This is a genomic window from Streptomyces sp. NPDC050121 (assembly GCF_044460385.1).
GTDB classification, from domain to species: Bacteria; Actinomycetota; Actinomycetes; order Streptomycetales; family Streptomycetaceae; genus Streptomyces; species Streptomyces soliscabiei.
In genome coordinates, this window is the sequence record NZ_JBITJV010000029.1 from 69,272 (window position 1) to 82,057 (window position 12,786).

Annotated in this window: 15 protein-coding genes; 4 read left to right on the forward strand and 11 right to left on the reverse strand. The window is 72.9% G+C overall.

Translation table 11 applies throughout. The features are described from left to right. Positions 1-14: 14 nt before the first annotated feature. Genes hisF through hisD form a run of 8 tightly spaced genes read right to left on the reverse strand, consistent with a single transcriptional unit; the run spans position 15 to position 5,727 of the window. Complete coding sequence (hisF, locus tag ACIBTS_RS34420; protein ID WP_319671278.1) at positions 15-770, reverse strand: imidazole glycerol phosphate synthase subunit HisF; 756 nt, start codon at positions 768-770, stop codon at positions 15-17. Then, complete coding sequence (locus tag ACIBTS_RS34425; protein WP_079662948.1) at positions 767-1,162, reverse strand: RidA family protein; 396 nt, start codon at positions 1,160-1,162, stop codon at positions 767-769. The genes hisF and ACIBTS_RS34425 overlap by 4 nt, the downstream gene beginning before the upstream one ends. Next, a complete protein-coding gene (priA, locus tag ACIBTS_RS34430; RefSeq protein WP_399324634.1) occupies positions 1,159-1,884 on the reverse strand; it encodes a bifunctional 1-(5-phosphoribosyl)-5-((5-phosphoribosylamino)methylideneamino)imidazole-4-carboxamide isomerase/phosphoribosylanthranilate isomerase PriA in 726 nt (241 codons plus the stop codon). The genes ACIBTS_RS34425 and priA overlap by 4 nt, the downstream gene beginning before the upstream one ends. Beyond that, entirely contained in the window at positions 1,881-2,540 is a 660-nt protein-coding gene (gene hisH, locus ACIBTS_RS34435; protein ID WP_399324635.1) for an imidazole glycerol phosphate synthase subunit HisH, read from the reverse strand. Before hisH ends, priA begins: the two co-directional genes overlap by 4 nt. Then, positions 2,537-2,701 (reverse strand): hypothetical protein, encoded by a 165-nt coding sequence (locus ACIBTS_RS34440; protein WP_319671275.1) that lies wholly within the window; start codon positions 2,699-2,701, stop codon positions 2,537-2,539. Before ACIBTS_RS34440 ends, hisH begins: the two co-directional genes overlap by 4 nt. A gap of 4 nt (positions 2,702-2,705) precedes the next feature. Next, positions 2,706-3,299 carry an imidazoleglycerol-phosphate dehydratase HisB gene (gene hisB, locus ACIBTS_RS34445; protein WP_079662945.1) on the reverse strand — a complete coding sequence of 198 codons (594 nt, stop codon included), beginning with the start codon at positions 3,297-3,299 and terminating at the stop codon, positions 2,706-2,708. Beyond that, positions 3,296-4,405: a histidinol-phosphate transaminase gene (locus ACIBTS_RS34450; RefSeq protein WP_399324636.1), complete on the reverse strand. Its 1,110-nt coding sequence runs from the start codon at positions 4,403-4,405 to the stop codon at positions 3,296-3,298. The genes hisB and ACIBTS_RS34450 overlap by 4 nt, the downstream gene beginning before the upstream one ends. Continuing rightward, positions 4,402-5,727 (reverse strand): histidinol dehydrogenase, encoded by a 1,326-nt coding sequence (hisD, locus tag ACIBTS_RS34455; protein ID WP_319671274.1) that lies wholly within the window; start codon positions 5,725-5,727, stop codon positions 4,402-4,404. Before hisD ends, ACIBTS_RS34450 begins: the two co-directional genes overlap by 4 nt. A 177-nt stretch (positions 5,728-5,904) precedes the next feature. Between hisD and ACIBTS_RS34460 the strand changes: the two genes are divergently transcribed. The 4 genes from ACIBTS_RS34460 to ybaK all read left to right on the forward strand — a co-directional run bounded on the left by ACIBTS_RS34460 (position 5,905) and on the right by ybaK (position 9,978). Beyond that, positions 5,905-7,494 carry an oxidoreductase gene (locus ACIBTS_RS34460; RefSeq protein ID WP_399324637.1) on the forward strand — a complete coding sequence of 530 codons (1,590 nt, stop codon included), beginning with the start codon at positions 5,905-5,907 and terminating at the stop codon, positions 7,492-7,494. 103 nt (positions 7,495-7,597) lie between these two features. Beyond that, positions 7,598-8,641: a hypothetical protein gene (locus ACIBTS_RS34465; protein WP_399324638.1), complete on the forward strand. Its 1,044-nt coding sequence runs from the start codon at positions 7,598-7,600 to the stop codon at positions 8,639-8,641. Between the two features lie 11 nt (positions 8,642-8,652). Beyond that, a complete protein-coding gene (locus ACIBTS_RS34470; protein WP_399324639.1) occupies positions 8,653-9,393 on the forward strand; it encodes an LON peptidase substrate-binding domain-containing protein in 741 nt (246 codons plus the stop codon). A gap of 30 nt (positions 9,394-9,423) precedes the next feature. After that, on the forward strand, positions 9,424-9,978 hold the full coding sequence (ybaK, locus tag ACIBTS_RS34475; RefSeq protein WP_399324640.1) for a Cys-tRNA(Pro) deacylase: 555 nt from the start codon (positions 9,424-9,426) through the stop codon (positions 9,976-9,978). A gap of 129 nt (positions 9,979-10,107) precedes the next feature. Here ybaK and ACIBTS_RS34480 read toward each other — a convergent pair whose 3' ends face one another. From ACIBTS_RS34480 to ACIBTS_RS34490, 3 genes are all read right to left on the reverse strand, one after another. Continuing rightward, positions 10,108-10,842, reverse strand: coding sequence for a DUF2567 domain-containing protein (locus ACIBTS_RS34480; RefSeq protein ID WP_399324641.1), 735 nt, complete (start codon positions 10,840-10,842; stop codon positions 10,108-10,110). A 34-nt stretch (positions 10,843-10,876) separates the two neighbouring features. Then, positions 10,877-11,701, reverse strand: a complete 825-nt coding sequence (locus ACIBTS_RS34485; protein WP_399324642.1) for an ABC transporter permease — start codon at positions 11,699-11,701, stop codon at positions 10,877-10,879. A 94-nt stretch (positions 11,702-11,795) separates the two neighbouring features. Further along, the gene (locus ACIBTS_RS34490) at positions 11,796-12,770 is read right to left on the reverse strand and encodes an ABC transporter ATP-binding protein (protein ID WP_319671268.1); all 975 of its coding nucleotides are present in this window, start codon (positions 12,768-12,770) and stop codon (positions 11,796-11,798) included. Between the last annotated feature and the right edge of the window lie 16 nt (positions 12,771-12,786).

Below are 12,786 nucleotides of genomic sequence, written 5' to 3' on the forward strand. Positions count from 1 at the left end.
AACGCCCCATGGCGTCACCGCACAGGGTGTCCCGCCTCCCGCAGCGTGTCCTTCACCTGCCCGATCCGCAGGTCGCCGAAGTGGAACACCGACGCGGCCAGCACCGCGTCCGCGCCCGCCTCGACCGCCGGCGGGAAGTCGGCGAGCCGGCCGGCGCCGCCGGAGGCGATCACCGGGACCGTCACGTGCCTGCGCACGGCCGCGATCATCTCCAGGTCGTAGCCGTCCTTGGTGCCGTCGGCGTCCATCGAGTTGAGCAGGATCTCCCCGGCGCCCAGCTCGGCCGCCCGGTGCGCCCACTCGATCGCGTCGATGCCGGTGCCCTTGCGACCGCCGTGAGTGGTCACCTCGAAGCTTCCCGAAGGGGTCCGCCGGGCGTCCACCGACAGCACCAGCACCTGGCTGCCGAACCGCTCGGCGATCTCCTTGATCAGCTCGGGGCGGGCGATCGCGGCCGTGTTCACGCCCACCTTGTCGGCACCCGCGCGCAGCAGTTTGTCGACATCCTCGGGGGTGCGCACCCCGCCGCCGACGGTGAGCGGGATGAACACCTGCTCGGCGGTGCGGCGCACCACGTCGTAGGTGGTCTCGCGGTTGCCGGAGGAGGCGGTGATGTCCAGGAACGTCAGCTCGTCGGCGCCCTCGGCGTCGTAGACCTTGGCCATCTCGACGGGGTCGCCCGCGTCGCGCAGGTTCTGGAAGTTGACGCCCTTGACGACCCGGCCGTTGTCCACGTCCAGGCAGGGGATGACTCGGATCGCCAGGGTCATGACGGCACTCCCCGGAACGCCTCCACCTCGACCTCGACGACCAGGGACGGGTCCACGAATCCGGAGACGATGATCATGGAGGCGGCGGGCCGGACGGAGTCGAACAGCTCCTTGTGGGCGCGTCCGACGTCGTCCACGTCCCGCGCGTGGGTGATGTACATGCGCGTCCGCACGACGTCGTCGCGTCCGAGACCCAGCTGCTCCAGCGCCGCGAACGCGACGTTGAAGGCGTTGACCGTCTGCTCGTAGGGGCCGCCCCCGGCGATCTCCCCGTCCACTATCGACGTGCAGCCGGAGACCAGCACCAGGCCGTTCGGCAGCTCCACCGCGCGGGAGTAGCCGAAGACCTCCTCCCAGGGCGCGCCCGTGGTGACGCGTCGTACGTCGCTCACCGGGCCACCGCCTCCAGGGCCTCTTCCAGCGTGAACGCCTTGGCGTAGAGGGCCTTGCCGACGATGGAGCCCTCGACGCCGAGGGGCACCAGCTCGGCGAGGGCCCGCAGGTCGTCGAGGCAGGACACGCCGCCCGACGCCACGACCGGACGGTCGGTGGCCGCGCAGACGTTCCTCAGCAGCTCCAGGTTCGGGCCCTCGAGCGTGCCGTCCTTGGCGATGTCGGTGACGACGTACCGCGCGCAGCCCTCCTTGTCGAGGCGCTCCAGCGTCTCGTAGAGGTCGCCGCCGTCACGGGTCCAGCCACGCCCGCGCAGGGTCGTGCCGCGGACGTCGAGGCCGACGGCGATCTTGTCGCCGTGCTCGGCGATGACCTCGGCGACCCACTGGGGCGTCTCCAGGGCGGCCGTGCCCAGGTTCACGCGCGTGCAGCCGGTGGCGAGGGCGGCGGCGAGGGTGTCGTTGTCGCGGATGCCGCCGGACAGCTCCACCTTGATGTCCATGGCCCCCGCGACCTCGGCGATCAGCGCGCGGTTGTCGCCGGTGCCGAACGCGGCGTCCAGGTCGACCAGGTGCAGCCACTCGGCGCCCGAGCGTTGCCAGGCCAGAGCGGCTTCCAGGGGCGAACCGTAAGAAGTTTCCGTCCCCGACTCGCCGTGCACGAGGCGGACGGCCTGGCCGTCGCGGACGTCGACGGCGGGGAGGAGTTCGAGCTTGCTCACAGGGTTCCGATCCAGTTGGTGAGGAGCTGGGCTCCGGCGTCGCCGGACTTCTCGGGGTGGAACTGCGTGGCCCACAGGGCGCCGTTCTCCACGGCGGCCACGAACGGCTTCCCGTGCGTCGACCAGGTGACCTTGGGAGCGCGCATCAGCGGGTTGTGCACGTCCAGGGACCAGTCGTGGACGGCGTAGGAGTGCACGAAGTAGAAGCGCGCGTCCGCGTCCAGCCCGGCGAACAGCTCGGAGCCGGCCGGGGCGTCGACGGTGTTCCAGCCCATGTGGGGCACGATCTCGGCCTGGAGCGGCTCGACCGCGCCGGGCCATTCGTCCAGGCCGTCGGTCTGGACGCCGTGCTCGATGCCGCGCGCGAAGAGGATCTGCATGCCGACGCAGATGCCCAGGACCGGGCGGCCGCCGGACAGCCGCCGGTCGATGATCCAGTCGCCGCGGGCCTCCTTCAGGCCCTTCATGCAGGCGGCGAAGGCGCCGACGCCCGGCACCAGCAGCCCGTCGGCGTTCATGGCCGTGTCGTAGTCGCGCGTGATCTCCACGTCGGCGCCGGCGCGCGCGAGGGCACGCTCGGCGGAGCGCACGTTGCCGAAGCCGTAGTCGAAGACCACGACCTTCTTGGCGGCTCCGGCCTTTTCAGCGGTGCTCAATTCCACACCTCCAGCCGCACCACACCCGCCACGAGACACATCGTGGCGCCGATCGAGAGCAGCACGATCAGGCTCTTCGGCATCTGCTGCTTGACGAAAGAGTAGATGCCGCCGGCCAGGAAGAGGCCGACGACGATCAGGAGGGTCGACAGTCCGGTCATGGCTTTACAGCGCGCCCTTCGTGGAGGGGAGGATGCCGGCCGCGCGCGGGTCGCGCTCGGAGGCGTAGCGCAGGGCCCGGGCCAGCGCCTTGAACTGGCACTCCACGATGTGGTGCGCGTTGCGCCCGTAGGGCACGTGCACGTGCAGCGCGATCTGCGCCTGGGCGACGAAGGACTCCAGGATGTGCCGGGTCATCGTGGTGTCGTACTCGCCGATCATCGGCGCCATGTTCTCGGGCTCGGTGTGCACGAGGTAGGGGCGGCCGGACAGGTCGACGGTCACCTGGGCGAGCGACTCGTCCAGCGGGACCGTGCAGTTGCCGAAGCGGTAGATGCCCACCTTGTCGCCGAGTGCCTGCTTGAAGGCGGCGCCGAGCGCGAGGGCGGTGTCCTCGATGGTGTGGTGGGAGTCGATGTGCAGGTCGCCGTCGGTCTTCACGGTCAGGTCGAACAGGCCGTGCCGGCCGAGCTGGTCGAGCATGTGGTCGTAGAAGCCGACACCGGTCGACACATCGACCTTGCCGGTGCCGTCGAGGTTGATCTCGACGAGGACCGAGGTCTCCTTGGTGGTGCGCTCCACGCGTCCTACGCGGCTCATGAGCTCTGCTCCTTCTTGACTTCACGGACCGCGTCGAGGAACGCGTCGTTCTCTTCGGGGGTTCCGGCGCTGACCCGCAGCCAGCCGGGCACGCCGTTGTCGCGGACCAGGACGCCCCGGTCGAGGATCCGCTGCCAGACGGCGTGGGCGTCGGCGAACCGCCCGAACTGCACGAAGTTGGCGTCGGACGGCGTGACCTCGTACCCGATCGCGAGCAGCTCGCTCACCAGCCGGTCCCGCTCCGACTTCAGCTGCTCGACGTACTTCAGCAGCGTGTCGGTGTACTCCAGGGCGGCCAGCGCGGTCGCCTGCGTGACGGCCGACAGATGGTACGGCAGCCGGACGAGCTGGACGGCGTCCACGACCGCGGGGTGCGCGGCGAGGTAGCCAAGGCGCAGGCCGGCGGCGCCGAAGGCCTTCGACATCGTCCGCGAGACGACGAGATTCGGCCGGCCTTCGAGCAGCGGCAGCAGCGAGTCGCCGTGGCTGAACTCGATGTACGCCTCGTCGGCGACGACCATCGACGGATTCGCGGCCTGCGCCGCCTCGTACAGCGCGAGGACCGTCGCGGCCGGGACCGCGGTGCCGGTGGGGTTGTTGGGGGTGGTGATGAAGACGACGTCGGGCCGGTGCTCGGCGATGGCCTTCTCGGCCGCCCCGAGGTCGATCGTGAAGTCCTCGCCCCGCGGGCCCGAGATCCATCCGGTCCCGGTGCCGCGCGCGATGAGAGCGTGCATCGAGTACGACGGCTCGAAGCCGATCGCCGTACGACCCGGTCCGCCGAAGGTCTGCAGCAGCTGCTGGATGACCTCGTTGGAGCCGTTCGCCGCCCACACGTTCGCCAGGCCCACCTCGTACCCGGCGGTGTCCGTCAGGTACTTCGCGAGCCGGGTGCGCAGCTCCACGGCGTCGCGGTCCGGGTAGCGGTTGAGGTCGCGGGCCGCCTCGCGCACCCGCTCCGCGATCCGCTCGACCAGCGGCGCGGGCAGCGGGTAGGGGTTCTCGTTGGTGTTCAGCCGTACGGGGACGTCCAACTGGGGCGCGCCGTAGGGGGACTTGCCGCGCAGCTCGTCCCGTACGGGAAGATCGTCGATTCCGAAGCTCACTTGCTCTCAGGTACCTTCCAACCGAACCTCGCCTTGACCGCCGCGCCGTGCGCGGGCAGGTCCTCCGCCTCCGCCAGCGTCACCACGTGATGCGCGACCTCGGCCAGCGCGTCCCGCGTGTAGTCGACGATGTGGATGCCCCTCAGGAAGGACTGCACGGACAGCCCGGAGGAGTGGCAGGCGCAGCCGCCCGTGGGGAGCACGTGGTTGGACCCCGCGGCGTAGTCGCCGAGGGACACCGGCGCCCAGGGGCCGATGAAGATCGCGCCCGCGTTCCTGACCCGGTCGGCCACGGCGGCGGCGTCGGCCGTCTGGATCTCCAGGTGCTCGGCGCCGTACGCGTCGACGACGCGCAGGCCTTCGTCGATCCCGTCGACGAGCACGATCGCCGACTGCCGGCCCTTGAGCGCCGGGACGATCCGGTCCTCGATGTGCTTGGTGGCTGCGACCTGCGGCTCCAGCTCCTTCTCGACCGCGTCCGCCAGTGCGACGGAGTCGGTGACCAGCACCGCTGCCGCCAGCGGGTCGTGCTCGGCCTGGCTGATCAGGTCGGCGGCGACATGCGCCGGGTCGGCGCTGTCGTCGGCCAGGACGGCGATCTCGGTCGGGCCGGCCTCGGCGTCGATGCCGATCCTGCCGGTGAAGTAGCGCTTGGCGGCGGCGACCCAGATGTTGCCGGGGCCGGTGACCATGTCGGCGGGCGGGCAGGACTCGGTGCCGTACGCGAACATCGCGACGGCGGTGGCGCCGCCGGCCGCGTACACCTCGTCGACGCCGAGCAGCGCGCACGCGGCGAGGATCGTCGGGTGCGGCAGGCCGTCGAACTCGGCCTGGGCGGGGGAGGCGAGCGCGATGGACTCGACGCCGGCCTCCTGCGCGGGCACCACGTTCATGACGACCGAGGACGGGTACACCGACCGGCCGCCCGGCGCGTACAGCCCGACCCGGTCGACCGGCACCCACTTCTCGGTCACCGAGCCGCCGGGCACGACCTGGGTCGTGTGCGTCGTACGACGCTGTGCGCGGTGGACGAGACGGGCGCGCCGGATGGACTCCTCCAGGGCCGCGCGCACGGCCGGGTCGAGCCGCTCCAGCGCGTCGGCGAGGGCCTGCGCCGGGACCCGTACGGATTCCAGCCGCACCCCGTCGAACTTCTCCGCGAAGTCGATCAGCGCCGCGTCGCCCCGATGATGCACGGCCTCGCAGATCGGACGCACCTTCTCCAGGGCGGCCGAGACGTCGAAGTCGGCTCGGGGCAGCAGGTCGCGCAGGGCGGGTCCCTCGGGGAGGGCGTCGCCGCGCAGATCGATTCGGGAGATCACGCGGTCAATTCTCTCAGACCGGGATCGGGCGTCGTCCGCGCGTATCAATGGCTGATACAGAACCTGGCCGGAAATCGGAAGATCACCTTCACTGGGAGCGTTCGGGGGGTCACTCAACGGGCATGAACAGCTGTGCGAAACCTGTGAGTAACGACAGAAACGAAGGGGGTGAACCGTGTGACCGAGGGGGCGGGCATCCGTACCGGGGATGCCGCCGGAGACCTGCCGGACGACCTGACCGCCGCCGAGGCCGGCATGTGGCAGGCCTTCCGCAACGGCAGCGCGTACGACCTGAGCAGCGGGGACCCGGTCGTCGACGACCCGCACGGCGGGCATCCCTGGGGCGAGGCGCGCACCGTGCGGGCCCGTATCGTCGCCTGGCTGCTGCTGGCCGGTCCGCCCGCGCTGGCCGGGCGGGTCTCCTCGCTGAAGCTGGTCGGCGTGCAGATCAGCGGCACCCTGGACCTCGCGGGCGGCACGGTGGTGCCGTATGTGGAGATGCAGCGCTGCCGGTTCGAGCGGGAGGTGCTGGTGCCGGAGGCGCGGTTCACGACCCTGCGGATGGTGGACTGCCAGGTGCCGCGCCTGGAGGCGGCCCGGGTGCACACCGAGGGCGATCTGCACCTGCCCCGCTGCCGCTTCCACAACGGCGTCCGGCTCACCGACGCGCACATCGGCACGGACCTGCTGCTCAACCAGGCGATCGTCTACCGCGACCGCTCCGGGCGCTCGATCGCCGCCGACGGCATGTCGGTCGGCCAGGACCTCCAGGCGGAGCTGCTGGAGTCGCACGGGGAGCTGAGTCTGCGCAGCGCCCAGATCGGCGTGTCGCTGAGCCTGCGCGGGGCCCGGCTGACCAACCCCTACACGCGGCTCGCGCTGAACGCGCCCCAGCTCACCGTGGGGCGCTCGCTGTACCTGACCCCGGCCGGCGTCGGCGGCCAGGCGCTGAGCGGCACGACGCCCGCGCGCGGGACGCGCATCCAGCGCTTCGAGTGCCAAGGCGGGGTGCGGCTGGACGACGGACGGTTCGGGGACGCCGTGGACCTGGAGCGGGCCCGGTTCACCTTCACGGAGGACCAGGAGCTGTCGCTGCGCCGGGTGCAGACGCCCGAGCTGCGCTTCCTCGGGGAGCGGCCGAGGCGCGGCAAGGTGGTGCTGTCCGGCGCCCGGGTGATCAACCTGGTGGACCGGGCGAGCGCCTGGCCGGATCCGGGCAACCTGCACATGGGCGGCTTCGTGTACGAGAACCTGGTGCCGCAGGGCCCGTTCCCGCTGGCCGAGCGGCTGCGCTGGGTGGCCGCGGCGACCGCCGAGTACGCCCCGGAGCCGTACGAGCGGCTGGCGGCCGTGCTGCGGGCCGGCGGGGAGGACGAGGACGCCCGCGAGGTGCTGCTGGCCAAGCAGCGCCGCCGCCGGGAGACGCTTCCGCCGGCCGCGAAGGTGCTGGGATACGTCCAGGACTGGACGGTCGCCTACGGGTACCGGCCGGGCCGGGCGGCGGTGTGGATGGCGGTGCTGTGGGCGGCGAGCTCCCTGGCCTTCGCACACGCCCCGCATCCGCCCGTCGACCGCACCGGACACCCGCCCTGGAACCCGGCGCTCCTCGCCCTCGACCTGCTGCTGCCCGTCATCGACCTGGGGCAGGCCGGACAGTGGCAGCTGCGCGGCGGCTGGCAGTGGCTGTCGGCGGCACTGATCCTGCTCGGCTGGATCCTGGCCACGACGGTGGCGGCGGGGGCGACGCGACTGCTGCGCCGGGGCTGAGCACCCCGCCCCCCTTCACCTTTACCGTCCCTTGACCCGGGGCCGTACAACTTTCCACAGGTTGCCCGAACCCTCTGGCGCAATCTGAACCAGCGGCTTTTCAATGGTCGGCACCATGGCTCTGCTGCCCCCGTTCATCCGCGCCTCCCGGTTCTCCCGGACGGCGCGGAACGCCGCCCCCCACAGCGCCGCCGGGCTCCCCGCCGACGACGAGGTGCTCCTCGACGTGCCCGACGACCGGCTCGGGCCCGCGCTGGTCGCCGCCGGCCTGGGCGCCTACGCGCCCGCCGCCGAGATGCTGGCCCACACTCGGGAACGGGCCGAGTGGGAGTACCGCGACCGGTACGTGACCCGGCTGGCGTCCTTCGCGCGCTCGCGTCCGGAGTGGTTCGAGGAGTGGGGCGCCGCCGCCCCGCGCGACCCCGACGTCCTCCTCGTCGCCGCCCAGCTCGCGGTGGCGCGCGCCTGGCAGTCACCGGCCCGGGCCGAACTGCTGCGCGAGGTGAGCCCGCTGATCACGGCGGCCGCGCAGAGCGACGTCCGCGACCCGGTGCCGTGGCGGATCGCCCTGGACCACGCGCGCGGGGCGCGGGCCGGGCACAAGTACTTCGGCGAGCTGTGGGCGGCCGCGGTCCGCCGCGCCCCGCACCACTACGGCTGCCATGTGGCCGCCAAGCGCTATCTGGCCGAGTCGTGGCACGGCTCCCACCGGGAGTGCTTCGACTTCGCCGACCGGGCCGCGCAGGACGCCCCGCCCGGTTCCCTCGTCCAGGCGCTGCCCGCGCGGGCCGCCTTCGCGTACCTCACCGACGGCTGCGGCCCCGAGGTGCCGCGCGAGCGGCTGGACGCGGCGGCCGACCGCGCCCTCGCGCTCTCCGCGCGGTTCCCCGCCGCCGACCCGTGGCCGGCCGAGATCCGCAACGTCCTGACGTACGTCCTGGTCCGGCTGGGCCGCCGCGACGACGCCCTCGCGCAGCTGCGCCTGATCGGCCCGTACGCCACCTCCTTCCCCTGGGGCCGCCTGTCGGACGACCCCCTCGGGCACTTCCTGGCCGTACGCGAGGAAGTGCGCTCGGGGCCGTCGGGGCAGACCCCGTGGCATCCGGGGAACGGGCACGGCGGACCAGCCCGCGCGCTGGACCACTAGGCTTCTGCGTCGTGACCACCGTCCGCCTGCCGCTCTTCCCCCTGAACTCGGTGTTGTTCCCGGGACTCGTGCTCCCGCTCAACGTCTTCGAGGAGCGCTATCGCGCCATGATGCGCGATCTGTTGAAGACCCCCGAGGACGAATCGCGCCGGTTCGCCGTCGTCGCCATCCGCGACGGCCACGAGGTGGCGCCCAGCGGCCCGGGGCTGCCCGACCAGACCGCGCTGCCCGAGCGCGGCCCCACGGCCGGCTTCGGGGACGACCCGGTCAAGGCGCTGCACCGCGTCGGCTGCGTGGCCGACGCGGCGACGATCCGCGAGCGGGCCGACGGCACGTTCGAGGTGCTGGCGACGGGCACGACCCGCGTGAAGCTGCTGTCGGTGGACGCCTCGGGCCCGTTCCTGACGGCCGAGCTCCAGGAGCTGCCGGAGGACCCGGGGGACGAGGCGGGCGCCCTCGCGGAAGGCGTGCTGCGGGCCTTCCGCCAGTACCAGAAGCGTCTGGCGGGCGCCCGCGAACGCTCCCTGGCCACGGGCGCGGACCTCCCCGACGACCCGTCGGTCGTGTCGTACCTGGTGGCGGCCGCGATGATGCTGGACACCCCGGCCAAGCAGCGCCTCCTCCAGGCCCCCGACACGGCCTCCCGGCTGCGGGACGAGCTGAAGCTGCTGCGCGCGGAGACGGCGATCATCCGCAGCCTGCCCTCGCTGCCCGCGTCGGACCTGACGCGAGGCCCGACGAGCCTCAACTGAAGACACCTCAAGGCAACCGAAGGCCCGAGCATGGCGAAGAAGCCGAAGAAGCAACAGCACCGAATCGGGGCGCGCGAAGCGCATGCGAACAAGGATGGTGGCGGGCGACGGGCGGGCGGCACACCCGCGACGGTGGCCCTGACGGCGGCGGGCGTGGACTTCACCGTCCACGCCTACGACCACGACCCGAGCCACCCGTCGTACGGCGAGGAAGCGGCCGAGGCGATGGGCGTCTCCCCCGACCGGGTCTTCAAGACCCTGGTCGCGGACGTCGACGGCGCCCTCACGGTGGCGGTGGTCCCGGTGGCCGGCTCCCTGGACCTGAAGGCCCTGGCGGCCGCGGTCGGCGGCAAGCGGGCGGCCATGGCCGACCCGACCCTGGCGGAACGCACCACGGGCTACGTCCGAGGCGGCATCTCCCCCCTGGGCCAGCGCAAGAGACTCCCCACGGTCCTGGACGACTCGGCCACGACCCACCCCACGATCTGCGTCTCGGCGGGCCGCAGGGGCTTGGAGGTGGAGCTGTCCCCCAAGGATCTGGCCCACCTGACGGAGGCGGTACTGTCCCCGATCGCCCGCGCATGACAGCCCGTTGGGGGTCCCCCCTCTGGGGGAGCTTGAGGACGAGGCCCTTCAAGGGCCGAAAGGGGGGTCTGGGGGCGCAGCCCCCAGGGATGGGACCGGGTAGGGGCGGCGGGGACGAAATCCCGCCCTCTATGCCACAGGCGCCCTGTACCCGTCCTCAGGCGGAGCCCCCTGCGCCTGATACGGATCGGGATCCCGAGGCCCGAACAGCGCCGTAAGTCCCAGATGGACCAGCAACCCGGCCAACGACCACGCCAGCAACGCCCCCTTCGCCCCGAGCTTCAACGGCGCCGAGAACGTCACCCCCTTGCCCGCGGCCCGCGCATGCGCCAGCACATCGGAGTCGGGCCCGAGCCACACCCCCACCCGCCATGCCAGCAGCGACCCGAGCAACCCGCCGAGCGCCAGGGCGACGACGAGCGGCACTCCCCCACGCCGCCGCCAGGCGAACACCGCCACCGCGCTCACCGCACCGAACGCCAGAGCCAGCAGCGTGAACGTTCCGTCCACCCCGATCGCCTGCTCCCCCTCGGTGTCCTTGAAGTAGACGACCCAGTTGCCCTGGACCACGTCCCCCACGAGCGGCACCTTCGGCGCCAGCCACACCCACAGCAGCCCGAGCAGCGCCCCGCTGAGCGCGACCCCCACCGTGATCACAGCGGCTTCCCGCAGTTCCGTCTTCATCCCGGGCCCGTCCTGTCCGTACGACACCTCGTGGGGCGCGGCGGCCATCCCCGCGTACCCTCCGGGCGACGGCGGCCACGCCTCGTGCGGAGACGGCCGGCGCGGGGACGGCTCGGGCGAGGACGGTACGTGCGGGGACGGCTCGTGCGGCGGCGGAGGCGGAGTCAGCGGTGCGGTCACCCTGCCATCGTGCCAGGCCCGCCTGTGCGGCGCGTCACCGGACGGCGGCCCGACGGTAAGCCCAGGTGGCGACGGCGAGCGAGACGACGCCCACGCCCGCGCACACGGCGAGGTCGCCGAGGACGAACGCCCAGTCGGGATCAGCCCCGAACGTACGCGCGAAGGCCTCGACGCCGTACGTCGACGGCAGCAGGTCGCGGGCGAAGCGCACCGCCTCCGGCATCCGGTCCGGCGGCAGCACGCCCAGCAGCAGCGCGGCCGACATGCCGAGCTGCCCCAGCACGGTGGCCAGCTCCGGCCGCGGCGCGAGCAGCCCGAAGGCCGCCCCGAGCCCGGACAGTGCGGCGCCCGCCAGCGGGATCACAGCCGCGAGCACCCACAGATGCGTCAGCGGCAGCCCGAACAGCACGCACCCGAACACGGCCGTCACCAGCGTCCCCGGCACGGTGAACGAGGCGTACGCCCCGGCCGCGCCCAGCACCACGGCCGCCGGCGGCACCGGCAGAGTCGCGTAGTGATCCAGCCCGCCGCTCGCCCGCAGCTGCCCGAAGTACTGCGCGAGCAGGTTCAGCGCGACGAAGGCGACGACCAGTACGGCCGACCCCGCGACGACGGCCTCCGCCTCGCGCCCGCCGTCCACCACGCCCCGCATCATGATCAGGATGCCGACCGACTGGAAGGTCGCCACGAACAGCAGCGGAATGCGCGCCACCCGCGCCCGGGACAGCTGCGCCCGGTACACGGCCACGAGCGACGGCCACAGCCGCGCGCGCGGCGCCAGCTCGGCGACGGCACGGTGGACCGGCTCCGTGACGGCCCCGGCGCTCCCCGGCAGAACCTCGGCGGGTACGACACTCACGTGACGTTGCTCCTCTTCCCTACGGTTCTCATACCGTCCCATACGGAGACGACCGCCCTCGCGCTCACGGCTCTCGCGCGCACGGTCCTCGCGCTCATGCCCGCACCAGCCCCTGCCGTGCCGCCCCGCCCAGCGCCAGGTAGACGTCCTCCAGGCTCGGGGTGGCCAGGGTGAAGTCGTCGAGCGCGGCGAAGGCGGCCCCGCCGGTGACGGTGGCGACGATCGCGCGGGCCTCGTCGGGGGCGAGCCGCAGCGTCCAGCGGCGCCCGGACTCCACGGCCCGCTCGCGCAGCGCGGCGACCTCGGGCACGTCCAGCGGCGCCCGCTCCCGCCACACCAGCTCGACCCGCACCTCCCCGGCGACCTGCTCCTTGAGCCCGGAGGGGGTGTCACAGGCGATGACCCGGCCCTGGTCGAGGACGGCGACCCGGTCGAGGACGGTCTCCGCCTCGATGACGTTGTGGGTGACGAGCAGCACGGTCGCCCCGCGTTCGGCCCGCCGCCGGTCCACGGCGGCCCACACGGCCCGGCGCGCGACGGGGTCCATCCCGGTGGTCGGCTCGTCCAGCACCAGCAGGGGCCGCTCCCCCACCAGCACGGCCGCGAAGCAGGCCAGCCGCCGCTGCCCGCCGGACAGCTTGCGCAGCGGCCTGCCCGCGATCGGCGTGAGGCCCAGCTCGTCGAGGACGGCGTCCCGCTCCCGGCGGGCGGCGCGCACGTCGAGGCCGCGCAGCCGTCCGGTGGTCTCGGCGGCGAGGGAGACGGTGAGTTCGTCGAGGGCGGTGGACTCCTGCCCGAGGTAGGCGAGGATCCGCGCGGCCCGCTCGGGGTGGCGCACGATGTCGTGGCCGAGGATCTCCACGCTGCCCGTGTCCGGCCGCATGAGCCCGGTCAACTGCCGGACGAGGGTGGACTTGCCGGCACCGTTCGGCCCGAGCAGCCCGAAGATCTCACCGCGCCGGATGTCCAGCCGTACGTCGTCGGTGGCCCGGACCTCGGGGGTCGCGGGGGTGCCGCGCCGGCCCCGGACCGCCGGATACGTCTTGGTCAGCCCGCGCACGGCACACACGACCTCGTCCCTGTGC